A 26,627-nucleotide genomic window follows, 5' to 3' on the forward strand; every position below is an offset into this window, starting at 1 on the left:
GAGGCACCTCGACATAATACTCCATCTCTACCGGCTGCTCCTGCAGGATGTTGGAATCATCTGTTTCCCCGGCGACAGCCGAGCGCAGCGAAACCACCTTCGCCGCAGCAATTTCCCGTTTCTCCTGGCGTTTCATATCCTGGCGGAAATGCTGGCTCGCCTTATGCTGCAGCGTATCCAGTATCACTTCGCCGTCTGGTGTGAACACGTCATCCTCATCGAGCAAGCGGCATAAATCCTGCGGACCCAGCTCGTACTTGCGGGCTACGTAGTTAATCACGCCCATTTGGGTATGGTCAAAGCGCAGCTTCTCGACATGAACCCGGTTCACTGACTCCCTTGGAAACCGTAGAATGATATCGCTGTACCCGATCGCCGGCTCACCGTTCTCGCTGAATCCGGGCTGACGCACCGTAGCCACTTCGGCCAGAGCCTGCTCCAGCTCATAATCAATCACATGCGTATTTAACTGGAAAATATCATAAAATGGCAGGGATATATTCTCTTTGCCGATCGAACGGCGGCTCCATTCTTCCGGTTCCCGGTTCCAGAACTGCTCACGCAGCGACAGCACGGCGAACTTGCCGATCTTGTCACGCAGCAGCAGCGTCAGATGCTGGGTTGCAAAAAAATCAGCCGGCGACAGCGGCGGCATCAGCTCGTATTCATACATATAATCATCATTCTCCGGCATGTAAATCCGGCAGGTGGCAAGCAGCCCCACCGCCTCCAGCCTGGAAGCCTGATCCACTAAATATTTACGGCCCTTCTCGTTCGGTTCAACACCCAGCGTCATAAACAGCCTGCGCTGCTGCTCCACTGCGGAGTAGCCGATCGCTTCTGCCGGAATATGCTCAAACAGCAGCCTGTAGAGGCTGATTGCAAAGGCTCCAACCATCGGCTGATAGACCGAGCCCAGCATACGTGAATCCACATGGCTTAGACCGAATTCGCGGGAAACGCAGTACCGATGATGTTCGGTGAAATGATGCAGGTTACTCATGCGCATCTGCGGAAACCTCCCCCTCTTCTACACGAATTCATATAGATTTCTATTCTATCACAAAACACCCGGCCGGAAATGTAAAAAAAGAACCAAATAACCTCCTTTTCAGCGTAAAATCGACATCTTTTAAACGCTTGCTGGCGATAGCGAAAAATAATAGAAATCGCACAAGAAAAAGCAGCTTGACTGTCACAATGAAAAAAAACGGCATCACCGTCCCTTTGCAGGGATAGCCGCCGTTTCTGTGCTGTATAAATTTCATTAAAACATCTTGTAGCCGCCAAGCCGCAGCTTCTGGATGGTCCAGCCGCTTAGTACTGCACCAGCCAATCCGGCAATGCCGGTAAGATAATCAACGACATGGAAGGTGCTCAGGTGCTCCCAGAGCGACACTGCATTCCGGTCCCAGATGGAATAGACGACTACGGGCAAAATTACGATCACGAACAGATATGCGGGGAACCAGGTTGTCTTCATTAACATATTAAGGATAAAGCCGATGCCAAACATCATGACAAAGAATAAAACGGCCAGAACAAATACAGGAATAAACCCCATCGTACCGTCATCCCCTCTCTCTATAAAGAACCGCACATAAAACCTTATTTAATAGTAAGTTTACTAGAAAAAATGTAGCGAAGCAATGAACATTATTACTGTTCCAGTTCCGAACCCGGCAAATGCCGGTACGGGGGTTTGCTCTTGGCCGCCCGCTTGCGATACAATGCTAATAGATCAATCGGATCATACATAGAAGCGTATGCTTTCGAATTAAGTTTTAAAACTTTTAAGGAGTGAGAACATGAACGAAGCTGCTTTGACACTGGAAGGCTGGTATGCACTGCATGACTTCCGCTCTCTGGACTGGACAGCCTGGACAGCTGCCGATGACGAGGAACGCGCTGTTGCCCTGGAGGAGCTTCATGCTTTTATGGAAGAATGGGGGCCCGTGGAGGAAGCCAAGGTAGGAAGCTCTGCAGTATATGCTATCGTCGGCCAGAAGGCTGATTTCGTGATGATGTTTCTGCGGGAAAGCCTTGAAGCCCTGAATGCTCTTGAAACTGCCTTTAACAAAATCGCCTTTGCCCAATATACCACCAAGTCTTATTCCTACGTCAGTATTGTTGAACTAAGCAACTATGCTGCTGGCGGCAATTCCGGAGACGGAAGTGATCCGATGCAGAATCCGCATGTTGCCGCCCGTCTGAAGCCGATTTTGCCGCAAGCGAAGCATATCTGCTTCTACCCGATGAATAAGAAGCGCGAACTTGCTGACAACTGGTACATGCTCGATATGGATAAACGCCGTGAACTGATGCATTCACACGGACTGATCGGACGCGGTTATGCCGGCAAGGTGAAGCAGATTATTACCGGCTCCGTCGGTTTTGACGACTGGGAGTGGGGCGTGACCCTCTTCGCAGAGGATGCGCTGCAATTCAAGAAGCTGGTGTATGAAATGCGCTTTGACGAGGTCAGTGCCCGCTATGGCGAGTTTGGCCCGTTCTATGTCGGCAATCTGCTGACTCCGGAGACCTTTGAAGACATGCTTAAACTGTAAAACAAGAAGAAACGGTTTCCGTCCTTTCTAAGGACGGTATCCGTTTCTGCGAGAAAGAGAAGGATAATTTAGAGTGTGAAACATACAAATTCTTATCTTTTAATAAAGGGTGTGCTTCCGCTTCATGCGGAGTCACACCCTTTAGTTGTATAATTTACCAAACCGACAGAGAACTAACGGACCTGCTCTGTGCCCGAATCTTCGTCTTCAACGTCCTCTTCGCGCAGACTCTCCAAATATTCAGCCGTTGCCCGGTCGCGGGCCCGGCTCTTATCCTTTAGCCGTTCAATCGCCGGCAGTATAAGCAGATCAATTTCCTTCTGGATATGATAAGCCAGATCATACCGGCTCTGATCCTCAAGGAAGGATCCAACCTCAATCAGACCGTTGTAGCGGTCCAGCTCCTCACGCGTCAACAGCCCACGAACTTGCACGCTGCAGTGACGCATCTTAGAAGAATCTTCCTTTCTTAAGCACCAGCGGAATGCCCCCGATAATGAACAGGTAGCGCATATCGACAACCTTCTTGAGTTGTGCAGCTGTCCAGCCCTTATACTTCTTGTCACCGACTACGGCAATGCCTTGTCCTTTACCCAGCGAAGCTACAGTACCCTTGTTGCTGAAGGCAAACTTCTTCGGCTGCTGGCTGCGGATGGCGGCCACCAGATTATAGGCACAGCATTCACCCTGCTGCATCGCGATTTGTGCGGTTGGCGGGTATGGACGCCCTTCAGGGTTAATCATCAGGGAGCCGTCACCAATGATAAAGATATTCTCGTGGCCCGGCACACGCAGGTATTCATCAACCTTCACCCGTCCGCGCATCGCTTCAAAGCCGGCCGCTTCAATCAGACGGTTACCGCGGATACCGCCGGTCCAGACAATTGTCGAGGCTTTGATCTCTTCACCGGTTGCGAGAATGACACCATTCGGCAGGCACTCCTTGATGGCTACACCGATTTTGAAAGTAACACCCTTCTTCGTCAGCACAGTCATGGCATGTTCCACAAGCTCAGGGGCAAACCCCGGAAGTGCCGTCGGCGCAGCTTCCACATTGTAGATGTTCACCATGCTTGGATCAACGTCATATTCCTTGCACAGGTCCGGGATGCGGTCGGCAAGCTCCGCTACAAATTCAATACCGCTGAAGCCCGCTCCTCCTACCACAAAATTAATATGCTCCTGGGCATTATTTTCATTTTTATATTTGGCAAACTGATATTCGATATGCTCCCGGATCAGCCGCACGGAATTAATGCTGCGGATCGTGAGCGCATATTTATCAAGTCCCGGGATACCGAACGTTTCTGGCTCGCCCCCGAGAGCAATCACGAGATAATCGTAAGACAGTGTGCCGTCTTCAAGGATGACTTTTTTCTGTTGGGTGCGGATTTCCTGCACGGAAGATTTCACGAGGTCAATCTTAAATTCGTCTATCAATTTGGATATAGATACACGTGTATGTTCAATGCTGTCCGTTCCCGCAGCTGGCATATGCAGATGGGTGGTGAAATAATGATACTCATGGCGGTTTACCAGCGTCACATCTGCTTCATTATAGTTCAAAGCTTTCTGCAGCCGTTGGGCGGTCAAAATACCTCCATATCCCGCGCCTAGGATGACAATTTTGGGAATACTGCTCATGTTCCGGCTCCTTCCAACAGGTGAATCTGTCTATGTGTTATTTTTTGTCAAATAATTCAGGTTCTTTTGTGAATTTATACACTTAAATTCAGAAGAATTTCCAATCAAACTTAAAGGATTTCTAAAATAACCATATCCATTGTAAACCTTAGTATCGTTTTAATCAAATATAATCATACAAACAAACGTCACAGTTTTCAGTTCCTTCAAAGCCTTTGCAGGGCAGTGCCACAATGATTATAATGAGTAAGTACGCTAAGTATGGCATTTTGAAACTATCAACTCGGAGGTGTAATATTACGTGACACTAGAGCAATCCGGCGTTCCTATGAGCGACCTCTTAATTATAGGCGGCGGTCCTGCCGGCATGTTTGCCGCCTTCTACGGCGGTATGCGCCAGGCGTCGGTAACCCTTATTGAAAGCATGCCCCAGCTGGGGGGGCAGCTCGCTGCCCTTTATCCTGAAAAATATATTTATGATGTGGCTGGTTTCCCGAAAATCACCGCACAGGAGCTGGTAGATAACCTGTCCCGGCAAATGGAGCTGTTCCAGTCTAATATCTGCCTGGAGGAGAAGGTGGTGTCGGTCGAGAAGCGGGATGAACGCCATTTCGTTACGACTACCGATAAAGCCGAGTACCATAGCAAGGCGGTTATCATCACTGCCGGTGTAGGCGCATTTGAACCCCGGCGTCTGGAGCTTCCGGAAGCGCAGCGGTTTGAGAAAGCCAATCTGCATTATTTTGTAGGCGATTTGAATGCCTTCAAGGGCAAGAAGGTGCTGATCAGCGGCGGCGGAGACTCCGCAGTCGACTGGGCACTCATGCTTGAACCGATCGCGGAGCAGGTCACGCTGATTCACCGCCGCGATAAATTCCGCGCTCATGAACACAGTGTGGAGAATCTGATGGCCTCCAAGGTAAATGTGATTACCCCTTCGGAGATCACTGAATTGCACGGGGAAGAATTCATAACCAAGGTTACACTGTCCCATATCAAAACCAAGGAAACACAGGAGATTGAAGTGGACAGTGTCATTGTCAATTTCGGCTTCGTATCTTCGCTGGGTCCGATTGCGCAGTGGGGCATTGAAATCGAGAGCAATTCGATCGTTGTAGACTCACGTATGGAGACGAACATTCCGGGGATCTTTGCCGCAGGCGATATTACTACTTACCCTGGCAAGCTGAAGCTGATTGCAGTCGGATTCGGAGAAGCGCCTACAGCGGTTAACAATGCTAAGGTATACCTTGATCCGGATGCCAAGCTATCCCCGGGGCACAGCAGTAATCTTAAGCTCTAGACGGCAGCTTACAGGCTAGACTAATCCACAAATAAAAGGGTATCCTTTCAGGTTGATTCCACTCCAACTTGAAAAGATACCCTATTTTGTGCCGCTTGCGGTTATGACTAAGCTGCTGCTGCAAAAATGAAACTATTTGTTTTAATGTAGAACCGCATGTGCTGGAGAGTGTAAGTTCCGTTTGCGAATTTCAGCGAGCAAAAGAGCGATGAAATCATGCTCTAATTGGAGCTCTATCGCTCTTTGGTAAGAGTCCAACAGCATCTCATCCGACAATTCAACCATAACGTTCACCTACCTTTCCTTTATTTGGATCTGAATCTATCATAGCAAACTATCATTTTTCGAACAAGCGTTCTTACTATCCACAAGGTTCTGTGGAAATCCTGTGCATAATATGTTAATAAGGGTTGCAAAGGCGTTAACTCCGCAGTGGAATATGGGGATAATAGTTATGCACAGGAGCTTTCCACGCAGATAGTCTAAAAAAATATTTTGGAATGTTCATAATATAGAAATGAATACCACATATTACCTCAGAAAATGCGCGACTAAACGCAATTCTATCCTATTATTATCTTTATCGTCAATTCTTAAAAATTTATTAATTACTTAGGTCTTGTATTCACTTCGAGGATCCAAATTTTCCCCCGCTGGTCAACGGCGTAGTCAAAACCCAGCTCACCGATACCCGGAAAGTGTCTTTCCAGCAGTTCAATACAGACATGCGTCAGACGGCGCATTTCCGCTTTCTTGGCCGATGTGCTGATCCGCGGCAGCGATCTGCGCAGACCATGCCTGCAGCTCATCATCGTACCGCCTTTGCATAGATTCGTTACGAACAGACCCGGCCGCGCTAATCTCCCCACCATAGAACGGAATTCCCAATGCGCGCCGTTCTTTACAACCTTCACTCTGTAATCAATGGGACGGCCGCCTATCCGGGCTAGCGAGATCCCCTGCTGAATCATATAACGCCGTTTAACCTTTACTCTGTCGAGCGCATGTTTCATTGATGTGAAATCACGATATACACGGGTTCTATGCATATAAGTGAAACCATATCCCCGGCGGTCCCGGAATACCTTAATAACTCCATATCCCCCGCCGCCTACAATCGGCTTAATCACTACGTTTCCGTATCTTCCCAGCATAGCTGACAGTCCGGCAGCACTATATTCCTTCGTTCGTGGAATGTAACCGGCAACCCGTGAATCGCTAAGCAGCGCCTCGGTTTTCAGCCACTTGCTGGCCAGTTCTCTTCCTGCCATGTTCCCCTCTCCTTTCGCAATCCCAGCCTACCCTATAGATTACTCAGAAAAGGTCCCGCCCTCCTGTATGATTGTCCGTGTAAGAAGCTCTTCACAGCAAAAAAGGGCATATGGCAGCGGGGCCGTATGTCCTGGGGGCTATCCACCCGGATATCCGGGAAGATTGCGGAAACTGTTGATTTTTCTGCGATGCCTTCGACGATCCTCGGCAATTACTGCCCGCTGTCGAATTATCAGTGAAATGCCCCGGGGCCTACAGCACTTATCGCTTGTATCGATAGTGAAGGGACCAATAAGTATGGATTAAGCCCCAAATATTGAATCTCGCATTTCTAGATTCACAGGCCTTTTCCCGCACTGGAAAAATCTTAAAATTCATTGTATTATTACCCTGTGAGGGGGCTTACTAATGGCACAATTGTTCGAGATATTGTATTGGTTTGCGATGATCGGCATGTCTGTTGTCTTGGCGGGTACCACAATTCTTGTCTGTGCGCTCGGATTCAAGTTTATGAAGGACCGCCGCAGAATCCTCGGTGCTAGCTGCATCGCCTTTTCCCTGGGTGCCGCTGCCCTGATTGTTTTTATGATTAACTTCAAATTCATCGTTCCCGCCTGATTGCCAGCTGTGAGCAATACTATACTCTATGAAAAAGAGAACAAACAGCTTGTGCACATAGTCTGGTTGATTCGCTGAATTCTGTTTCTTCTATTGTAAATAGAACAAAGTAAAAGTGGCAGTCTCATAGGATTCACGTAAGCACCTGGTGAGGACGCTCCGCGAACGGACCGTTGTTCCAATCGCTGTTGTCTCCAGATTTTATTGATTCTCCTTAGCTTTGAAAATCCGGAGACAAAGGTGACCGCTACCGCTTTTGCGCGGGTCAGTCCGTCCTCTCCGCTGTTTAAGCGAGAATCGCACTTACAAGCTTTCTATAAGAAAATAAAAAAAGAAAAGAAACCACTTTTTTGGTAAATGGAAGTGCAACTAACCATTTCAAAAGAGTGGTTTCCTTTTGTACATACTATACACGATGGACCAACTTTAGGACTCAAGCTTATTTAGAGAGCTTCCTTCGTTTGTGTAATTCGGCTAATCAACTCTTCGAAATACGGCTTCAGCCCGGTTGCCTGTCCCAGATGATTCAACCCCCACTCCGCAAACTTCAATGAAGAATTCAAATCCCCGACGAATTCATGGGTTCTGGCAATAACAAGTGCAAGACGCAAATCCAGCGGAGCCCCCATGCTCATTTGCTGTTTGCTCCTTCCAGCCTTCAATTCCTCCAAGGTTATGGACAGAATTGGCTCCGGAAAACCCTTGAATTGGTCAAAATATTCCAGACCGCGCACTTTGAATACCTTGTACATTCTATTAATCGTTCTGATGGCGTCCGCTTCACTTTTCCCATATTCAAACCAGCCGGCTTGAGCCTGTGCGGGACCAAATATTCTCTGAGTCCAGGGGATTCCGGCTTCTATTCGCTCTCTAAATTCACAGTCGTAGACGGTTAGGTTATGGTTGTCCGCTTTTTCATTTAATCCGATGGGCAAGAAATCCAAATGTACCCCCAGCTCAATGATACACGATCCACCGTACCGGTTTCCTTGTATAACCAAGGTATATATAAAATGCTCATCCGAATTCTTGCGGAAGTGGTGGTCCGAACCCATGAATCCCAACTGATTCAACCGCGGCTTCAGATGTAACTGCAGTAGTTTTCTAAACTCCGTTGTAAGCATGCTGTAATTCCCCCGCTATCTTCCGGCTGCTTGTTTCGTTAAAGCTTAGTTACCTTATGTATTCATTCAATTCCGCTTCCCTTTTCTTCAGGTGAAGGTAACGCTCCGCCCGCTCAAAGATCTGCTGGTAGAGAAACATAAGGGTCAAAATACGCTCCGAATCACCATCTGCCAGCATTTTTTCCATAATCGCTATCTTATCCTTAAAATAACTCGTATCTACAATCTGGCCATAGTCTGCAATAGCCTGCTTAAATACCGCCAATTGCCCGGGAATTTCTCTCTGCACCTCATCAAAAAACTCAGCTTCAATCTCATACCGGTTCGTTGGTTTCGACCATATGTAATTCAACTTCTCCATTAGCCATAGATGAAACGGGGCGATTAGCGGATACAAGGGCTCATAGAAGGTGAGCTCGTCCCGCAATTTAATCAGCTCTTTCCGGGCTATTCTTCGTCTTATGTATTTAATCATGTACACCCCTCCTGAGTGATGGCGCAAGTCTGCATTTTTTACACCTTAAAAAGGATTTCATCACCGGTCTTATTCTTGTTAAACGGGCCTCTGTAATGGATGAATCTAAATTCAATTCCTGACAGTTCATCAGGCAGTGGCGGAGACACTACATATTTGTAAAATGCATGGTCAGAACGGCTTCCCCCACTCATCATCCGGCAATCATATTGTTCGCTTATGAATAACTCGAAATGGTTATGTTCATGAGCATGCAATAGAGGCTCCGGGTCCCCATCCCAATCTACGTTAAGCACAAGGACACTTGCGTTACGGTATTGCCTTATTGACGATAGCGTATAAAAGCGTCCTCCTTTCTCAGCTGCCTTCAGGAGGGATATGTGCTTTCTGAATTCCGCCGGCTCAACCATGGGCTTAAACTGTTCTTCATTCATCAGGGTACCGAAAAGCGCTTTCAGGAAATCCTCATGGATTCCAAAACCTGCTGACCATTCCGAAATCAGCTCAAACGGCGGAAAGCCCGGATCATTCCCCGAGATATCCTTCCTCTGCTTAATCAAGGAACATATTTGCTCATCAATTTCTCTGATTCTCTCATCATAATGCTCTGTTGGACGTTCAAAGGGCATACGTTTCAAAGTGAACCTCCTCACCAATATAAAAAAACCTCTTGAAAAGTGCAGTACATCATACACCATTCAAGAGGTTCAAAACGGTTACCTAACCGACATTAGCACGGCTCAGCGCTCGGCTGACCCGCATCTTCCTTCGTACGGAACGATGAACCACATCCGCATGTAGCGGTAGCATTCGGATTATTAATGGTGAAGCCTCCGGTCATGCCGGATTCCTCAAAGTCGATCTCCAGACCGTCCAGGTAACGGATATCATCTTTGCTTACGACTACTTTAAGGCCTTCAATATCCATATATACATCCTGATCGGTTTCGTTATCGTCAAATCCCATAGCGTAAGAGAACCCGCTGCAGCCGCCCGGAGTTACGCCAAGGCGAAGGAACATATTCGGTACTTCCTGTTCAGCCAGCATCGTCTTGAGTTGTCCCGCTGCCGTTTCACTGATTGTAATCATGTTCTCTAGCCTCCTTAAAAATACTCTATATAAAGCTAAGTATACTCCACTATTCCCCTTCCCTCAAGTCATAACTGTGCTGCCGTAGAGCTGGGGCTGAACCGGATATGCGAACTTTCTCCACTGGTTGCTCACCCTTGGAGAGAGGTTTATAATAGGGAAAGCGATGCGCTGTAAAATTCGGAAATTTGTCACGAGGCTGTTGTCGCCTCTATTTTTATGCTTAATAGCACCGGCTAGGTATTCCGGTATTAATTCTGCGGGTGCTTTCGCCTCGCCAACCTTCAGGAGGAAATCATATGTCTACACTTATAACACCACACACGGATGCCAGAATGGCGGGCATTATTGAGAAAGTTCGCGGCGGAGAACGATTAAACTTGGAAGATGGCGTTTATTTATATGAAAGTGATGATTTGCTCACGATCGGCCAGCTTGCAAACGAGGTCAATCTGCGCAAAAACGGAAATAGGGTCTATTTTATTGAGAATATGAGTCTATACTTCACCAATGTTTGCGAATCCCGTTGCGCATTCTGCAATTTCCGCAAAGATGACGGCGAAGAAGGCGCATACACCCTTTCCGGTCAGGAAATGGTGCAATATGTCGAACAGCATATTCACCCTGGGGTACGGGAATTCCATATTGTCGGGGGCCATAATGATAAGGTGCCCTTCCAGTATTACGTTGATTCATTGAAAGCCCTGAATGAACGTTTTCCTGAGGTAACCCTCAAGGCCTATACGGCAGCTGAAATTGACTTCTTCACCCGTATCAGCGGACTCAGCATCCGCGAAGTCCTGGAGGAGCTGCGGGCGGCAGGGCTTAAGTCGCTGACCGGCGGCGGTGCGGAAATTCTGTCCGACCAGTACCGTAAAAAAATGCGGGTTGATAAAGCAAATGTAAAGGAATATCTTCAGGTTCACCGGACGGCACATCAAATCGGCATGAAGACCCACACCACCATGCTGTATGGTTCGATCGAATCCCGCGAAGACCGCATCCGCCATATGCTGCAGATTCGCGAGCTGCAGGATGAGACGAACGGCTTCATGGTGTTCATCCCGCTGTCCATGCAGCCTAAGAACCGGAATGCCGGAATTATGCGCCGCAACTCGGCGTATGAGGATCTTAAGACTATTGCGGTCAGCCGGTTAATGCTGGATAATTTCGACCACATCAAAGCCTACTTCATTAATATTGGCGTGCAGCTGACTCAGGTTGCTCTTAGCTTCGGGGCATCCGATGTACATGGAACGATTCTGAAGGAACGGATCAGCCATGCGGCAGGGGCCTTGACTCCTGTAGGCATTACCCGCGAAGAACTGATCTGGCTCGTGAAAGGCGCCGGACGTATTCCGGTGGAACGGGACACCTTCTATAACGAGATCAAGGTTTACGAATAGCGCCAGCAATGATCCATATTGGAAAGGAAGATCGGTCCGCATGAGAACATTACTCGTCCTAGGCGGCGGCTACGGCGGCCTTGCCCTGATCCAGGAATTACTCGACCACCATCTCCCGCACGATGTTGAGATCGTCTTGATTGACCGGATGCCTTATCAGGGAATCAAGACTGAGTATTATGCCCTTGCTGCAGGTACAGTGAACGACTATCATCTGCGCATCCAGTTTCCGGTCCACCCACGTTTAACTGTACGCTACGGCGAGGTCGGTTCCATTGATCTGGACAGCAGGATCGTCATCCTGGAATCCGGTGAGCCGGTTTCCTACGATGTCCTAGCGATTGCTCTGGGCTGCACGGATAATTATCATGGAATTCCGGGGGCGGAGCAATATACCTGCAGTATCCAGAGCTTCTCCGGCACCCGGGAAACCTACCGCCGGCTGAACGATATTAAGCCTTACGGAACGGTTAATATCGTCGGCGGAGGCCTGAGCGGAGTAGAGATGGCTGCAGAGTTGCGTGAAAGCCGCCCAGACCTCAATATCTCGATCCTGGACCGGGGAGAACGTGTCTTGTCCGCTTTTCCGGCCAAGCTGTCGAAGTACGTAGAGGAATGGTTCAGTGAACACCAGGTGCAGACGCTGGGGCGTGTCTCTGTTTCCCATGTCGAAAAGGATGCCATTTTTAACGGCACCCAGGAAATTCCTGCCGATGTAACAGTATGGACAGCGGGTATCCAGCCAGTGAAAGTTGTGCAGCAGCTGGAGCTGCCCAAAGACCGCGGCGGACGGATTATTGTCGGACCGCATTTTAATGTAGCCGACTATCCGGAAGTATACGTGATCGGGGACTGTGCCAGCCTGCCCTTTGCACCAAGCGCACAAGCCGCCGGTGCCCAAGGCGAACAGGTCGCACAGGTTCTGCAGGCGCTATGGCGCGGCGATACTCCGAAGCTGGGCAGGATCAAGCTCAAGGGGACCCTTGGCTCGCTCGGCAAAAACGCCGGCTTCGGCCTTATGGGCCGCCGGTCTGTAATGGGGCGTGTGCCCCGCCTGCTCAAAAGCGGTGTGCTCTGGATGTCCAAGCGGCATTTCGGTTAATTTAACTTTCTCGGGACTAGTCCAATTCGAGGCTGTCCCAAGCTTCCTGCTCTTTGATGGCAGTCTCGATGGCTTCCTCCAGCGCTGCCGGGGAATCCGCCTCGATGATTTCGCCGTCGACCATGGCGAACGGTCTCAGGTAACATTCACCGCAGTTATTCAGGCAACCATATTCAATGACATCATATTCGGGATTCAGCTCCAGCTTGTCTTTAAGCGGCCCAGTCCCGTGCCCGATATTGCTGGCACAAAATTCAATAATTGGTCTCATGTTGTTCTCCTTATTCTGCCCTAACCATTTTATTTTTAACTTTTTGTACTATAATGAACATACGAAAGGAGTGATTGAGAAATGAGTGAGAATGCACAAAGCACCACCATGTATGATGAGGTTCTGGAAGTGCTCGATAAACTTCGTCCGTTCCTGCAGCGCGATGGCGGTGACGTTGAACTGATTGATGTTGAAGACGGCATTGTTAAGCTGAAGCTTATGGGTGCCTGCGGCAGCTGCCCAAGCTCCACGATCACGCTGAAAGCCGGGATCGAACGTGCCCTACTTGAAGAAGTAGAAGGCGTAGAAGAAGTTGTTCAAGTATTCTAATCCCGTTTTATACGTCCCGGCCTCTCTTAGCAGAGAGCCGGGATTTTTTATATTATAGAGGATTTCACCAGGAGCCACAACCCGGAGCAGCTTTCTGATATGCTAAAAAAGACATCCCAAGCAGTCATTGGCATGACTTGGGACGTCTTTTCATTATTCAGGCAGCCGCATCCGGCAGCTGCTTAAAATGCCGGGATGATCGAACCTTGGTATTTCTCTTCGATGAAGGCTTTTGCTTCTGCAGAGTTCAGTGCTGCAGCAAGCTTCTGGATCGCATCGGAATCTTTATTGTCCGGACGTGCCACCAGGATGTTGGCGTAAGGAGAATCTGTACCTTCGATGAACAAGGCATCCTTCGTTGGCACAAGACCTGCTTCGAGCGCGAAGTTGGTGTTGATCAGGGCCAGGTCAACTTCATCCAGCTGGCGCGGAAGCATTGCTGCATCCAGTTCGATGATGTCCAGGTTCTTTTTATTTTCAGTAATATCAGCCTTCGTGGATGTGATGTTGGTATCGTCCTTAAGGGTGATCAGACCATTCTTGGCCAGCAGAATCAAAGCACGTCCTCCGTTGGTTGCATCGTTTGGAATCGCTACTTTTGCGCCATCAGCCAATTCGTCAATCGATTTGATCTTTTTGGAATAGGCGCCGAATGGCTCCACGTGTACAGCTGTTACAGATACCAGGTCGGTACCGTTCTTGCTGTTCTGGTCATCCAGGTAAGGCTGGTGCTGGAAGAAGTTCGCATCCAGTGCTTTCTCAGCCAGCTGTGTGTTCGGCAGGATATAATCCGTGAATTCTTTGATTTCCAGTGTAATGCCTTGTGCTTCAAGCAGCGGAGCGATAGCCTTCAGAATTTCTGCATGCGGTACAGGAGACGCACCAACAACAAGTGTTACCGGTTCTGCTGCAGGTTCAGTGGTAGGTTCTGCGGAAGTATCTGCCGCCGGTGCATTCGTTGCCGCGGAGTTCGCAGCATTATTGGCACTATTATTGTTGCCGCAAGCTGCCAGCACGAGTACTAAGGTCAAGCTAAAGAACGTCAAAAGTACTTTTTTCATCAGTAAATCCCCCTCTAATATGTGTGTATGAATAAGGCTATATCTGGAAGTACCTTATTTCCGGGTAAAATATTGAACCAGCCGGTCACCGACCATTTGCAGCAGCTGCACTAGTATAACCATCAGCACTACAGAGATAATCATAACTTCTTTCTCATACCGGTAGTAGCCGTAACGGATTGCCAAGTCACCAAGACCGCCGCCGCCGATCATCCCCGACATGGCTGTATAGGAGACGAGGGTTACGAGTGTAATCGTCACTCCGGCCAGTAAACCTGGACGGGCCTCCGGCAAAAGAACGCGCAGCACAATCTGCCCTGTAGAGGCTCCCATGCCTTGTGCCGCTTCAATTACCCCCCGGTCAACCTCACGGAGTGCCGTCTCGACCAGTCTGGCAAAAAACGGAAGCCGCACCGATGACCAGCGCCGGAATCGTTCCTAGTACACCAATCGAGGTGCCCATGATCGTCTTACTTAGCGGAATCAGAGCCACCATCAGAATCAGGAATGGAACGGACCGCAGGATGTTAACGAGCAGAGATAATACCGAGTAAACTGCTCTGATAAAGCTGTTTTTCGACTTCCCCCATAAATATAACACAATTCCGAGTGGTAAACCAAGAATAATTGTGAATATTCCGGAATAAGCTAACATTTTTAGTGTGGCTACGGATGCATCCAGCATTTCTTCCCAATTGATATCATTAAAATTCAAGCCGGCCATTACGAAATCACCTCCACATCAAGACCTTGTGCCGCAAGCTCCGCCAGGGTAGCATCAATCGCCTCAATCGATCCTTCAAAGCGGACAATCAGCTGGCCGTAAGGCACATCTTTAATGGTCGAGATCGTACCCTGAAGAATCGCAAAGCTGACGCCTGTGCCGCGCACAACGTGGGATAACGTAGACTCGTAGGTTTTTTGTCCGAGAAAAGTGATTTTGACCGCTTTGGTGTTCTCTCCGTTTACCGCTTCTATAGCCGCTCTTAGCGGACCGTCCTGCTGGGTTTCACTACGGATAAAGTCCTTTGTCACCTCATGCTTCGGCTTCAGGAACACCTCCGCCACCTCACCCTGTTCAACAATTCCACCGCCATGAATAACCGCTACCCGGTCGCAGATACTCTGAATGACATGCATCTCATGGGTAATCAGTACAATGGTCAGATGAAACTTCCGGTTAATGTCCAGCAGCAGCCGCAGAATGGAGTCAGTGGTCTGCGGATCCAGCGCCGAGGTCGCTTCATCGCAGAGAAGTACATCCGGATCACTGGCGAGCGCACGGGCTACGCCAACCCGCTGTTTTTGTCCGCCTGAGAGCTGGGCCGGATATTTGTTCCGGTGCTGCTCAAGTCCGACCAGAACCAGCAGATCCTTGACCTTGCGTTCAATGTCCGCCTTTGGCGTACCGGCCAGACGCAGCGGAAAAGCGATATTGTCATATACTGTAGCAGAAGACAACAGATTAAAGTGCTGAAAGATCATCCCGATCTTGCGCCGCTTCTCCTGCAGCTGGCCCTGGCTGAGGCTGGTCAACTCGACGCCATCCACCCAGACCTCACCTTTCGTCGGGCGCTCCAGCAGATTGATGCAGCGGATCAGCGTGCTTTTGCCTGCACCGGAATGACCGATCACGCCGAAGATCTCGCCCTTTTGAATGGACAGATTTAAGCCCGAGAGCGCCACAGCAGCTTTGCTTCCTTTTCCGTATACCTTAGTCAACTCTTTTAACTCTATCAATTTCTGTCGTTCCCCCTTAATGCATATTTCCATGTATCAAAAAAGCCCCTTACGATCGGTTGCAGATCGCAAGAGGCCCTGTGCGTTTAGTTACAATGCCTTCTCATCTGCCAACGGCGTTTACCCGCGCCATTGTAGGAATTAGCACCATGACACTTGTACTCAGTACAGTTTCTTTACTGGATACAAATCGGTTGCCGGGCTTCATCGGGCCTATCCCTCCGCCGCTCTCGATAAGATTATGATATGAAATTAGTGCCGTATAGTTATCTTAGGATGTAAGAGTATAATGCAAGCCTAAGTATAGTGAGTTTCAGGTTTTTTGTCAAAGGAAGATTTTTACGCTTTAACGTGAGTCTGTCTTCACACCCGCTTTTGGCTGGAGGCATTCTTGTGCCACTGCTCATTACTGTACCGGAAGGCGGCACATAAAGATTTGCAGACCATCTCCAAACCCTGCCTCAAATCCTCCAGATGACTGTCCAGATCCTCAAGTTGAATTTTGTCGTGCAGCCCCTGATGCCTCTGCCAGAGATCATCCTGCATTTCGGCATTCATATAATGAATTTCTGCATTGCGTCGTTTGCGCAGATTCTGCAGCGGCTCCCGGTAAGAGTTCTTAATATTCTCCAGTTCATCCGCCAGCGGGGTATGCTCTTTGAGCAGCTGGAACTGCCGCAGTACCGTGAAATAGGAGAAGTGGGCTTTGGTCTGGCTTGTATTCAGATTATACAGGCTGTTCAGCACCGTTCCCAGCTTGTCCAGCAGGGAAAAGACACGAATAAAGCCGTTTTTATAGAAATAAACATAACGGGCATATTCGCCCTGCTCCGTTACCGACATATCATCCATATACCCGGCAACCACCGATTTGCGGTAAAAGGCGGCCGCGAACCAGCTCTGCTCCAGTTCATCCAGTGAGGAGATTAGCCCGCGTGTCCAGATTTCCAACTTACGGTATTCATGGTTGCGGTCTTCATGTGCGTTCATCTCCTTGCGCAGCATGGACGCCACTTTTGCCATGTTATCCATCGCATCAGCGAGCACGCCGCTGTTCTGGCGCGGAGGTTCTCCCAGTAATACCCGCAGCATGTCTTATCCCCCTCAAAATAAAGAAAAATGTATACTATCCCTGCCGGAAATAGCTGCTCCAATTGCGGTCCACCATATCCAGCGTACTCGTGCATGGCGATTGCTCTTCATCATCACCAGACTTCATACGTGCATCGATCACAATGGGCAGCTTGTAGCCGATGTGGTGCTGCTTCACTTCGGCTTCTGCGTAGATATCGTCAGCCGGATTGAACCGGGTGAACACTGTCCAGAGAAAAGAGGTCTGTGTACGGACTGTCACCGCAGCGTGTTCCACGATAATCACCAGCGGCCAGGCTGTATTCCGTTCGCGCAGCGCAGTGTTCAGCCGGACCGGAAGCTCAGGATCTTCTTCATAGGATGCACCGGAAACGATTAAACATCCGCCGCAATACGGAATGGCTTCTGTAATTCCTGGCAGGAGGCCTTCCGTGTAAGTACGGGGAAGCTCACGCACCGCGTGTCCGATACCTATAATCACAGCTTGACTGTCCGGGGCGGGTGTACGTTCAGCCGGTTCCGGCCTCACTCGCGCTGTACTTCTAAACACATGCAGATCTGTCCCCGGGTTGAACCGTTCCAGCACAGCTTCCAGCAATTTAGGGAAATCGGAAAAAGCGGCCGGCTCGCTCGTCAGCAGCAGGAACCGACTAACCGACAGCTGCCGCTCCCCCAAAATGCGGAAAGCCGTACCCAGAGCATCCTGTGGTGAACTATCCTGAACAACCGCGGCAGCCAATCCATCCGGGCCAGATTCAGAATAAGTCCAGAAAGCATGGACCGACGGCATAGTCAAATGATGGACAGGGGATAGCACCTGCTGGAGAAAATCGACTAAGTAGTAATTCTCTTCACGCGGAGTGACGGCAATCGTCGCGGGGTAAATCGCGTCCTTGCGGTGCCACATCCGCTGCACATGCATTACGGGGGCAATATGCTGCGGGAAATGATAATTATCATTCTTGATAAAAGCGCCCGCCTGACTCTGCCCATACGGAGAGACCAGTCCGCGGAGCGCAAATTCCGCTTCAGCCGGGATGGAGTGTCCGCCCAGCGGATCTTTGACCATTAGCAGTTTTCCGCCCAGGACCATCGATGCGAATACCAGATCCGGGAGCCATGCCGGTCCGGGAGCGCTTGCTGCAGCAATCAGCGCCGGGGGGCCGCCGATGAATACAGATACCGGCAGCGCTTCCCCCTGATGCTCGGTCTCCTGATGATACAGTCCGGCTCCTTTATGCTTTTGCCAGTGAATACCTGCCGTACTGTCATCAATGATTTGGATCCGGTGCATTCCAAGGTTATGCTTCTGCGGATTGTTCAAGCTTTCTGTGTAGACTAGCGGAAGGGTAATATAAGCTCCTTCCGATTCCTGCCAGCTTGTTACACGCGGCAGCTCGCGAAGCGGATCGGAAGTACGGCATACCCCCAGCACCGGAGCCTCACCCTGCGGCACATGTCTGGTTCCCACTTTCAGCAGGTCGAAAATCAGTGCTTTTTCCTTCCACAGGCTGGTGAGTGTAGGCGGAAGCAGCGTTTCAGCTGCACCCATCAGCGCTTTTACTAGCTGCTCCGGACGGCTGCCAAATGCTCTCTCGACCCGCTGGGCAGTCCCGAATAGATTAGTCGCTACGGGAAACGGCGTTCCTTTTACATTGGTAAATAACAATGCCGGCCCTTCCTCCCGTGCAACACGCCGGTGAATCTCCGGAAGCTCCAGATAAGGGTCTACCTGAGTTTCAATTACGGCAAGATCCTTGTCTTTGCGAAGCTGCTCGATCCACTGGCGCAAATTTCTGTATCCCACTATATTGTTCCTCCTCGAACATGGCAGATTACTTTTTCAATTTACTAAGCTGCCACACACGTACACTCATGTAGCAAAGTACACCAAACAATCCGGCAATCAGCAGGATGTGGGCCAATGCGGCAAATATGTACAATCTCTCGTTATACAGCGTATGAACTACAGCTGCACCGCTCAATACCTGCAGCAGGCAGAGTGTAACGGCACTAACGCCAAGCGCTCTCAGCTCAGCCAGTCCTTTGTACCTCCAGAACGCCAAGTGGCCTAGTACAGCCACCAGAAGAAACAGCAGTGCCGCTGCGATCCGGTGCATAAACACGATGCCCACGCCGCCTGAAAGCTCGGGAACCCATTCCCCGTTACAGAGCGGCCAGCCGGAGCAGCCTCCCTGTGAATCTGTATGGCTGACATAAGCCCCGATATAGACAACGATATAAGAATATAACGCTGTAATCCACGTTAAGTTGCGGAAGCCCCGGCTGACTGCTGGCCCCCGGCTATCGTTTTCTTCCCCGGATTCAAGACTTCGTTTCGTACCCAGAGCCAGCATTAGTGAGCTTGCAAACGCTATCAAAGAGAAGCCCATATGCAGCGCCATTACCGCAGCAGACTGGGATTTGATTACCGCAAGCGCTCCCATTCCGCCCTGCACAACAACGAACAGGAGCGTTAACAAGGCATACACCAATAAATCCTTCTGCTTCCGTCCATAACGCCAGAAGGCATACACGGAGGCCAGTGATAATAGACCCGCCAATCCGCTGAACAGACGGTGGGTATATTCAATCAGCGAGCCGATTGTATAAGCCGGAATCAGCTTACCATGGCACAGCGGCCATTCATTTCCGCATTCCAGCCCTGAGCCAGTCTTGGTTACTACGGCGCCTCCGAACAAGGCGAGGAACATAATGAGGCAGGTTATGTAGCTGAGCCATTTCAAATGTGTTGTCGTCAATTGGATCACCCGCATTTGTAGGAATGGATGGAAGAATTCATAGAGAGATTGAAAAAAACACCGCTTCTGCTCTGGTAGGGCGAAAGCGGTGCTTCAGGCTTCATTACTTGTGAATACTCAGATAAACCTCGAGGGCTCTGTTCAGGAAATTCTCGATTTCCTCACGGGATTTGCGCAGCTTGTTCACGAAGCGCACAAGTTCCCGGCCATCGCTGTAAGCGACAAAGCTTGGAATGCCCAGGATATTCTGTTCCTGGCTGACATCACCGACAGCGTCTACGTCGACTTCAACCAGCGTGAGGCGGTTTTCATACTTCTGTTCAACCTCCGGCATAAACGGGTCGATAAATTTGCAATCGGAGCACCAGTCGGCTTTGAACACGGCAACGGTTAAGCGTGGCGATTGAATAGCCACCTGAAATTCCGCAGGGGAAGAGATTTTATCCATTAAGGTTCAATCCTTTCTGGGTTAAACTGTATACTTGCCTTTCTCTCTAAGTGAAGCAAATTGTGCTCAGGAAGTCAATTGAAAAAGACAAATTAAAACAAATATCACAGCATTATTCGTTTGTACGTACCCGAGCAGGCTGCAGTTTCATCAGCGGGTTCAGCACTTTCTGCAGAACACGCGGATAACCGGCAATCTCCTGCCGGCTGAGCACACCCAGAACAATCAGCAGGACCAGATAAATGATTACAACCGCCGCACCTACAACCAGACAGGTAATAAGGAAAGCAACGCGTGCAGGCATGAAGTGGGTAAGCATAACACCCGCTTCGTTCAGGCTGTAGCCAATCCCGCCGGACGCCAGTACGGCAACGGCGAAGCCGCCCCAGCGTTTGCCCATAATCTCAAAGGGCACAATCGATTTAAGCATCCGCAGATTCAGCAAAGTAATGACGATAAAGCAGAGTGCCGTTGCACCGATAATACCGTAAATACCGAATACCTTGCTGAGCAGGAAGCTGCCCGCAAGCTTCACGAGAATCCCGGCAAGCACATAATACATGGAGATCCGCGATTTCCCCATCCCCAGCAGGATCGAGTTGGTCGTCATCATCGTAATCTGGAAAATCGTCCCGATCGTCAGCATGGCGACGATTCCGCTGCCGTCCAGACCGGAAAACAGCAGTCCGTTCACGGAATAGGCAGCCACAGAGAGTGCCAATACAATCGGCATACCCGTCAGAATGGATATACGCAAAGCCAACGTAATCTGACGCTTAAGATGAACTTCATCACGTCGGGCGTAAGCTGCCGAAATAATCGGAATCAGCGATGTTCCCAGTGCGATGGCCAGAACCGGAGGTATGCCAGCTACACTTTGGGCCCGGGTAGTTAAGATACCCAGTGCCTCTGTCGCACTCTCCCGTCCGATCTGATCAATTAACAGGGGAACCGCAAGCGATGTATCAATAACATTTACTACAGGAATAGTAAGGGAAGATAGCACGATTGGAATGGACAAGGTAAAAATATCTTTGTATATACTCCAGATAGGCAGCTTCTCGGCTGAATTATAATTCAGATTCTGCTCCTTATCCGCACGGCGCAGCTTCATTGCAAAATAAATCATTACAGCGAATGCCGCTATACTTCCCAGCACACTGCCGAAGGAAGCCCCCGCAGAGATAACGGTATTGTTATAACCTTGCTGCAGTAAAATATAGGCGAGTAAAATAGCTGTTAACACCCGTGCAACCTGCTCCACGATCTGAGAAATCCCGCCGGCCATCATATTATTACGGCCTTGGAAATACCCCCGCATCATGGCTATGGCCGGGAATAAAAGCAGTGCTGGTGCGATCGCTCTGACCGCCATCGCTGATTCGGGTACATCGGCGATATGAGTGGCATAAAACGGCGCTCCGAAGTATAGCAGCAGGGTCATAATGACACCGGCCGCGACCGAGAAGAGGAGCGCTGCATGGTACACTTGTCTTGCCTCTTCCGGGCGGTTCAATGCATACCGCTCCGAAACCATTTTACTTAGGGTACTTGGAATGCCGGCAGTAGCTACGGTTAGCAACATTAAGTAAATATTGTTGGACACCCCGAAGGATGCCCGCCCGATATCATCGAATATATGGTCCAGCGGAACCCGCTGTACCAGACCCAGTACGCGGGCCACAAGCGCGGCTGCGGCCAGAATAAGCGTACCTTTGACAAAAGACTCTTTCTTCGACAAACTGTTTCGCCTTCTTCTCTGTTAATTTAATACACACTGATCCAGATAAAGAATAGGACCACCATAACAATCTGCAATATCACTTTGACAACCGTGCTGGTAAATAAGCCAAGCAAGGAACCGAAACTGACCTTGACCGCTTTGCCGGGATTTGCGCCCACGATCAGCTCTCCGACAAATGCGCCCACGAACGGGCCGATGATCAGGCCGAAGGCCGGAATCACGAATGGGCCTACGATTAACCCAATTGTACTGCCGATGACTGAAGCGCGTGAGCCCCCGAATTTCTTGACACCCCAGGCTCCGACGATATAATCAGCCACAAACAATACGACCACAATCAGCGTCTGGATAATCCAGAAAAATGCGCCGAAGGAATGGAAGGAGAAGAACCATCCGTACACAAAAAAGGCCAGATAAATCGCCAGCGCACCAGGCAGTATCGGATATACCGCCCCGGCCAGCCCTACAGCAAACAAAGCAATGATCAGAATCCAACCCAGGATTGCCATACGTTCATCCCCTAAGTTTTGATAGCATCCGCTTCTTGGATATCCTTCGCAAACTTCCTTCGAAGCGTACTCTTCGTTTTGATAGCATACACTTCACTGATATTACTTCGCAAAACTCGCATCGGAAGCATACACAAATTTGACGGTCCAATAGCGGGATTTCCTCCACTTATATTTCTCCTGACGAAGGAGGAATGAAACCATATGAGGATTTCCTCCACTTAATTCTTCCGTTGTCCAGCAAATGAGCGTTTTTCGGAGGAATTAAAGGGAGGTTTTCCAACTAAATGCTGCTTTGCAGCAAAAATGGAGAAAATAGCTGGAGGTTTTCCCATTAATACTATTCAACTGGCGGGTATCAGCTTCCTTGATTTACTTCGCTTAAAATATATTTCTCAATGACTTCCGCAATGCCGTCCTCGTTGTTCGTGGCGACTACAGCGTCCGCCTCCTGCTGTACGGTCTTCTGGGCGTTGCCCATAGCAACGCCGAGCCCGGCCTGCTGGATAGCCGCCAGATCGTTAAGGCTGTCGCCAACTGCAACCACCTCGTTCATCTCGATGCCGAGAAGCTTACAGACTTCACCGATCCCGTAAGCCTTGTTCACGCCAAGCGGATTGATCTCCAGATTATGCGGGGTGGAATTGGTAATTTCCAGTCCTCCCAGATCCTGAAGCTGCATCAGCAGTTTATGGCGGATCTCATCATCTTCCGTAGAATAGCCGAATTTAAGCCATTCTCTGCCCGTAATGTCCCCGTCCCAATTCTTGCGGTTGTAGACCTGCTCAGTGGAGTAAGCCCAGAACCAGATGCCATATTCCTCTGCAATCTTATACAGCTGTTCAATCAGCGCAGGATCCATCAGGGAGCGGCGGAATAACTCATAGGGCTCGCGCCAGATCTCGCTGCCGTTAACGGTGATCATTGGTGTCTTAAGGCCAAGCTGCTCCGCGTAAGGCATGGCGCTTCTGAACGCCCGCCCGGTAGAGAGGCAGACGTGAACGCCGGCATCGACCGCTTTTGTAATCCATTCCACCGTTTTCGGGGTAATCACTTGATCGTCATTCAGTAAGGTTCCGTCCATATCCAGTGCAAGCAGGCGGTATTTGGCAGTCATTGCCACCCCTCCATTTCTTGTATGCCCTATATAAATTGAAGGGCTAATTTGTATATCCTTAATTGGTTGCATCTGCTGCTCCTGTTGCGTCTGCATCCGTTCCCTCTGTCCCAGCACCCACCCCATCGGCAGCAGAATCTGCAGACTGCAGCGTTTTCTTCGGCACCCCATCCAGACCATATTCCCAGTCATAAGCATCGAAAATTTTACGGGCAACCGGTGCTGCGCTGTTGGAACCGAAGCCGCCCTCAGGAATGACTACAGCAACAGCAAGCTTCGGATTCTCGCGCGGAGCAAAAGCAATAAATACCCCGTTATCGCGGTTTTTATTGGTTCTGTCCGTTTGCTGCGAGGTCCCTGTTTTGCGGGCAAAATCATAAGGGAAATCAGTGAACGCAGTAACGTCACTGTTCATACCTTTTTTGATCTCATTCCAAAAGGACTTATCGAAGGTGGTTACCTCATCCAGGACCTGACGCCCGAACTCTTTAACCGTTTGGCCTTCGGAGTCTGTAATTTTGCTGACCAGCTGCGGTTTAATCCGCACGCCTTCATTCGCCAGTGTCGAAGCATATTGGGCAAGCTGAAGCACTGTATAGCGCCCCTGCTGGCCAAACGAAGCATAGATCAATGCGGCTTGCGCACTGCCGGCTGCTTCAGTATTGGTATAGTTGATCTGGCCCAGATACTCTCTAGGCAATCCGCTTTGCGTCGAGACGCCCAGACCGAATTCCTTCATATATTTATCCCAGACTTCGATCCCGCTGCTCTGGTATTTCTCCCACAGCTTCTTGCCGACCATATCGACCATGAAGACGTTAGAGGATTTCTCAATCGCTCTCGCCGGGTCCATCGAACCGTATACGTGACCCGAAGCGTTGCGCACCGAAGCATTATCATTTTTACCGAAATAAGCAATACCCTTATCGTTATATACCGTTGAAGTGGAAAAGAAACCTTCATTCAGACCAATCAGCACACTCAGCGGCTTGATCGTGGAGCCGAGCAGCACCGTAGAACCAAATTCATGGCCCGACATCCCCGAAGAATAGGGGGTAATCGTTCCGTTCTGATAATTGCCCATGATCTTATTCCACACATCGGTGTCCATCTTTTCAGCTGTCCATACATTGGTATCGTAGTCCGGCATACTCGCCATGGCAACGATATTTCCGGTGTCTACCTCCATCGCAACCGCGTAACCGGTCAGTGCATCCGGATGGGTCTGCCCTTGGACAGAATGGGTATGCAGCCAGCTGATTTGATCCGTAATGGCCTGTTCCGTTTTCAGCTGTATGTTTTTATTAATCGTGGTCCAAATATCGTTGCCTTTGACAGGTGGCACAACCTCTTCAACCTTTTCAGCCATATTCTGTGGATTAATCGAAATAACCTGATAGCCGTTTTTGCCGCGGAGCTCGCGCTGATACTGCAGTTCAAGCCCGTCGAATCCGACAAATTCATCATCTTTATAGCTCAGGCCGGGATCAGCATCAATCTTCTTCATGGCCGATTGAATATTCTTATAAATATCCAGACTGCTTGAGGATTTAAACGGCTTAATATAGCCGATCGTCTGCACTGCTACCGTATCCTTGTCATAGTGGCGGCTGCTCTCCTCGACAATTTCCAGACCCGGATATTCGCTTTTATGCTCCATAAAATAGGCTACTTCATCTGAAGTCAGCCCCGCCTTAATCCGCCGAGCCATAAATCCCGAATACTTTTTGAAATACAGATCCAGTGAATCGATGATATCCTCCTGCGTCAGCTGTGCTGCATTCGGATCACCGTATTTATGAAAATCCTCGACCAGCCTGGCGGCAAGCGCCTCCCCTTTGGCTTTTGCTTCCGGGGTCAGTGTTGTTTCACCAGTAACTTTGTCTGTGGTTTTGGCAGTATATTCTTTGGTTAGCGTAATGTACAGCGATTGTACTGAAGTCGAATAAGCGAGTTCTTCGCCTCCCGCTGCACGAATGACGCCCCGGATAGCCGCAAGCGGCACATTCTTGGTATCACGGCTGGTCTCTACCTCAGTCAAGGTAGGGCCTTCCACAAACTGCAAGACTGCAAGACGAATGATAATGACACAAAAAATAATAAACGTGCTGAAGAAAAACACGTTAATCCGCAGGCCAAGTGAACTCTTGCTGGTGGTTTCGTCTGGCGGAGAGGCCTGCTTACGGAAAAAACTCACAATTTTTCACTCCTTTACATCCTAAATAAACCTTTATGGCATCCAGGGTATTATCCTATCGAATTGTACCATAGATTCACGGCGTACCGCCTCTTTGTCACAGTACATCCTCTTTCATGTGGGTTTTATCAAAATCCTTGACGTTAAACCAGTTCCCGCTGGAGGCCCAGGTGGAATCCAGCGGAATCCAGGCCTGCCTGAGGGCGATATACACTTCATTCCAGGCATGAGGTCCATATCCGCCTTGTCCATCGTAACCCCGTCCGGTCACGACCCGCACCTGAAGTCCCTGCGAACGGGCCATTACCGCATACAGCCGGGCATAGTCTATACAGACACCAAGCCGGGTATCAAACGTATCCTGCGGCGTCTGCTCATGCCAGATCCGGTTCTGCTCATAGTTCTCCGCCTTGGCATAGTCATAAGAAATCCGCGAGCCTATCCAATCATACAGCAGCTTGGCCTTTTGCTCCTCATCCTTGCCCGGACTGGCTATTTCCGCAGCAGCCTCCGCGATATTCGCAGAAATATCATGATCGATAACCTCATATTTCCGCCGGAGAATATCATTCATCTCTGCGGCCACCGCTTTGGTCAGAACCGGCAGCCTGCTGCGCACTTTCTCACCGGCGAGCGGGTCGAACACGGCAGCCGCGCTCTGGCTGTAGATTGGAGAGGCTTCTACATAGCGGCTGAAGCTGCTGTCCGGATTCATTCCCACTCCAATATAGAGGGCAAAAACCAGCACCAGCCCG

At 49.6% G+C, this 26,627-nt stretch carries 28 protein-coding genes, 2 pseudogenes and 1 riboswitch; of the genes and pseudogenes, 6 read left to right on the plus strand and 24 right to left on the minus strand.

Translation table 11 applies throughout. From position 1 onward, the window contains the following. The 3 genes and pseudogenes from AQR02_RS34815 to AQR02_RS23900 all read right to left on the minus strand — a co-directional run. Nucleotides 1-1,009, minus strand: a pseudogene (locus tag AQR02_RS34815) (replication initiation and membrane attachment family protein); the annotation flags it as partial. 43 nt (nt 1,010-1,052) lie between these two features. Further along, on the minus strand, nt 1,053-1,268 hold the full coding sequence (locus AQR02_RS33185; RefSeq protein WP_054942899.1) for a hypothetical protein: 216 nt from the start codon (nt 1,266-1,268) through the stop codon (nt 1,053-1,055). Continuing rightward, the gene (locus AQR02_RS23900; RefSeq protein ID WP_054942900.1) at nt 1,268-1,564 is read right to left on the minus strand and encodes a YuiB family protein; all 297 of its coding nucleotides are present in this window, start codon (nt 1,562-1,564) and stop codon (nt 1,268-1,270) included. Before AQR02_RS23900 ends, AQR02_RS33185 begins: the two co-directional genes overlap by 1 nt. 244 nt (nt 1,565-1,808) lie before the next feature. Here AQR02_RS23900 and hemQ point away from each other — a divergent pair, with 244 nt between their 5' ends. After that, on the plus strand, nt 1,809-2,567 hold the full coding sequence (gene hemQ, locus AQR02_RS23905) for a hydrogen peroxide-dependent heme synthase (RefSeq protein ID WP_054942901.1): 759 nt from the start codon (nt 1,809-1,811) through the stop codon (nt 2,565-2,567). Nucleotides 2,568-2,740: 173 nt separating this feature from the next. Here the strand turns inward: hemQ and AQR02_RS23910 are convergent, their stop codons facing one another. After that, entirely contained in the window at nt 2,741-3,016 is a 276-nt protein-coding gene (locus AQR02_RS23910) for a hypothetical protein (protein WP_054942902.1), read from the minus strand. Between the two features lies 1 nt (nt 3,017). Further along, nucleotides 3,018-4,211, minus strand: coding sequence for an NAD(P)/FAD-dependent oxidoreductase (locus tag AQR02_RS23915; protein WP_054942903.1), 1,194 nt, complete (start codon nt 4,209-4,211; stop codon nt 3,018-3,020). Nucleotides 4,212-4,539: 328 nt separating this feature from the next. Here AQR02_RS23915 and AQR02_RS23920 point away from each other — a divergent pair, with 328 nt between their 5' ends. Beyond that, on the plus strand, nt 4,540-5,514 hold the full coding sequence (locus tag AQR02_RS23920; RefSeq protein ID WP_108722096.1) for an NAD(P)/FAD-dependent oxidoreductase: 975 nt from the start codon (nt 4,540-4,542) through the stop codon (nt 5,512-5,514). 141 nt (nt 5,515-5,655) lie between these two features. Here AQR02_RS23920 and sda read toward each other — a convergent pair whose 3' ends face one another. Together sda and AQR02_RS23925 are read right to left on the minus strand one after the other, a co-directional pair. Further along, complete coding sequence (gene sda / locus AQR02_RS31575; RefSeq protein ID WP_082452054.1) at nt 5,656-5,799, minus strand: sporulation histidine kinase inhibitor Sda; 144 nt, start codon at nt 5,797-5,799, stop codon at nt 5,656-5,658. A gap of 323 nt (nt 5,800-6,122) precedes the next feature. Then, nucleotides 6,123-6,785: a YheC/YheD family protein gene (locus tag AQR02_RS23925; RefSeq protein ID WP_054942905.1), complete on the minus strand. Its 663-nt coding sequence runs from the start codon at nt 6,783-6,785 to the stop codon at nt 6,123-6,125. 409 nt (nt 6,786-7,194) lie between these two features. On the opposite strand from AQR02_RS23925, the gene AQR02_RS23930 reads away from it, so the two are divergent. Continuing rightward, complete coding sequence (locus AQR02_RS23930; RefSeq protein WP_054942906.1) at nt 7,195-7,404, plus strand: hypothetical protein; 210 nt, start codon at nt 7,195-7,197, stop codon at nt 7,402-7,404. Nucleotides 7,405-7,847: 443 nt separating this feature from the next. On the opposite strand, the gene AQR02_RS23935 is transcribed toward AQR02_RS23930, so the two are convergent. The 4 genes from AQR02_RS23935 to AQR02_RS23950 all read right to left on the minus strand — a co-directional run bounded on the left by AQR02_RS23935 (nt 7,848) and on the right by AQR02_RS23950 (nt 10,093). Then, nucleotides 7,848-8,477: a DUF4304 domain-containing protein gene (locus AQR02_RS23935; protein WP_209444287.1), complete on the minus strand. Its 630-nt coding sequence runs from the start codon at nt 8,475-8,477 to the stop codon at nt 7,848-7,850. Between the two features lie 100 nt (nt 8,478-8,577). Beyond that, nucleotides 8,578-9,003, minus strand: a complete 426-nt coding sequence (locus AQR02_RS23940; protein ID WP_054942908.1) for a hypothetical protein — start codon at nt 9,001-9,003, stop codon at nt 8,578-8,580. Between the two features lie 38 nt (nt 9,004-9,041). Next, nucleotides 9,042-9,701, minus strand: coding sequence for a hypothetical protein (locus AQR02_RS23945; RefSeq protein WP_245237709.1), 660 nt, complete (start codon nt 9,699-9,701; stop codon nt 9,042-9,044). Between the two features lie 32 nt (nt 9,702-9,733). Next, on the minus strand, nt 9,734-10,093 hold the full coding sequence (locus AQR02_RS23950; RefSeq protein ID WP_054942910.1) for a HesB/IscA family protein: 360 nt from the start codon (nt 10,091-10,093) through the stop codon (nt 9,734-9,736). A 299-nt stretch (nt 10,094-10,392) separates the two neighbouring features. On the opposite strand from AQR02_RS23950, the gene mqnE reads away from it, so the two are divergent. Both mqnE and AQR02_RS23960 read left to right on the plus strand, forming a co-directional pair. Continuing rightward, nucleotides 10,393-11,499: an aminofutalosine synthase MqnE gene (gene mqnE / locus AQR02_RS23955; protein WP_054942911.1), complete on the plus strand. Its 1,107-nt coding sequence runs from the start codon at nt 10,393-10,395 to the stop codon at nt 11,497-11,499. A 40-nt stretch (nt 11,500-11,539) separates the two neighbouring features. Continuing rightward, the gene (locus AQR02_RS23960) at nt 11,540-12,601 is read left to right on the plus strand and encodes an NAD(P)/FAD-dependent oxidoreductase (RefSeq protein WP_054942912.1); all 1,062 of its coding nucleotides are present in this window, start codon (nt 11,540-11,542) and stop codon (nt 12,599-12,601) included. Nucleotides 12,602-12,617: 16 nt separating this feature from the next. Here AQR02_RS23960 and AQR02_RS23965 read toward each other — a convergent pair whose 3' ends face one another. Further along, a complete protein-coding gene (locus AQR02_RS23965; RefSeq protein WP_054942913.1) occupies nt 12,618-12,872 on the minus strand; it encodes a YuzB family protein in 255 nt (84 codons plus the stop codon). 81 nt (nt 12,873-12,953) lie between these two features. Between AQR02_RS23965 and AQR02_RS23970 the strand changes: the two genes are divergently transcribed. Further along, a complete protein-coding gene (locus AQR02_RS23970; RefSeq protein ID WP_054942914.1) occupies nt 12,954-13,202 on the plus strand; it encodes a NifU family protein in 249 nt (82 codons plus the stop codon). Between the two features lie 182 nt (nt 13,203-13,384). Here AQR02_RS23970 and AQR02_RS23975 read toward each other — a convergent pair whose 3' ends face one another. From AQR02_RS23975 to AQR02_RS31580, 12 genes and pseudogenes are all read right to left on the minus strand, one after another. Beyond that, nucleotides 13,385-14,263: a MetQ/NlpA family ABC transporter substrate-binding protein gene (locus AQR02_RS23975; RefSeq protein ID WP_054942915.1), complete on the minus strand. Its 879-nt coding sequence runs from the start codon at nt 14,261-14,263 to the stop codon at nt 13,385-13,387. A 54-nt stretch (nt 14,264-14,317) separates the two neighbouring features. Further along, nucleotides 14,318-14,987: pseudogene (locus tag AQR02_RS23980) on the minus strand (methionine ABC transporter permease). Then, nucleotides 14,987-16,003 carry a methionine ABC transporter ATP-binding protein gene (locus tag AQR02_RS23985; protein WP_054942916.1) on the minus strand — a complete coding sequence of 339 codons (1,017 nt, stop codon included), beginning with the start codon at nt 16,001-16,003 and terminating at the stop codon, nt 14,987-14,989. Before AQR02_RS23985 ends, AQR02_RS23980 begins: the two are co-directional and overlap by 1 nt. A gap of 100 nt (nt 16,004-16,103) precedes the next feature. Continuing rightward, nucleotides 16,104-16,243: riboswitch (SAM riboswitch) on the minus strand. A gap of 123 nt (nt 16,244-16,366) precedes the next feature. After that, the gene (locus tag AQR02_RS23990; RefSeq protein WP_054942917.1) at nt 16,367-17,095 is read right to left on the minus strand and encodes a Cthe_2314 family HEPN domain-containing protein; all 729 of its coding nucleotides are present in this window, start codon (nt 17,093-17,095) and stop codon (nt 16,367-16,369) included. A gap of 34 nt (nt 17,096-17,129) precedes the next feature. Continuing rightward, entirely contained in the window at nt 17,130-18,902 is a 1,773-nt protein-coding gene (locus AQR02_RS23995) for a UbiD family decarboxylase (protein ID WP_054942918.1), read from the minus strand. Between the two features lie 28 nt (nt 18,903-18,930). Next, nucleotides 18,931-19,857 (minus strand): COX15/CtaA family protein, encoded by a 927-nt coding sequence (locus AQR02_RS24000; RefSeq protein ID WP_245237710.1) that lies wholly within the window; start codon nt 19,855-19,857, stop codon nt 18,931-18,933. A 103-nt stretch (nt 19,858-19,960) separates the two neighbouring features. Then, entirely contained in the window at nt 19,961-20,305 is a 345-nt protein-coding gene (locus AQR02_RS24005; RefSeq protein ID WP_054942920.1) for a thioredoxin family protein, read from the minus strand. Between the two features lie 112 nt (nt 20,306-20,417). After that, nucleotides 20,418-22,046: a putative polysaccharide biosynthesis protein gene (locus tag AQR02_RS24010; protein ID WP_054942921.1), complete on the minus strand. Its 1,629-nt coding sequence runs from the start codon at nt 22,044-22,046 to the stop codon at nt 20,418-20,420. A 26-nt stretch (nt 22,047-22,072) separates the two neighbouring features. Beyond that, on the minus strand, nt 22,073-22,558 hold the full coding sequence (locus AQR02_RS24015; RefSeq protein WP_054942922.1) for a DUF456 domain-containing protein: 486 nt from the start codon (nt 22,556-22,558) through the stop codon (nt 22,073-22,075). Between the two features lie 358 nt (nt 22,559-22,916). Then, nucleotides 22,917-23,675: a Cof-type HAD-IIB family hydrolase gene (locus AQR02_RS24020; RefSeq protein ID WP_054942923.1), complete on the minus strand. Its 759-nt coding sequence runs from the start codon at nt 23,673-23,675 to the stop codon at nt 22,917-22,919. Between the two features lie 58 nt (nt 23,676-23,733). Continuing rightward, nucleotides 23,734-25,872, minus strand: a complete 2,139-nt coding sequence (locus tag AQR02_RS24025) for a peptidoglycan D,D-transpeptidase FtsI family protein (RefSeq protein ID WP_082452055.1) — start codon at nt 25,870-25,872, stop codon at nt 23,734-23,736. A gap of 97 nt (nt 25,873-25,969) precedes the next feature. Beyond that, the coding region (locus AQR02_RS31580) for a transglutaminase domain-containing protein (RefSeq protein WP_148449202.1) at nt 25,970-26,627 on the minus strand (658 nt) is incomplete at its 5' end.

The sequence above is a fragment of the Paenibacillus ihuae genome (genome assembly GCF_001368795.1).
Classification (GTDB): Bacteria; Bacillota; Bacilli; order Paenibacillales; family Paenibacillaceae; genus Paenibacillus_AQ; species Paenibacillus_AQ ihuae.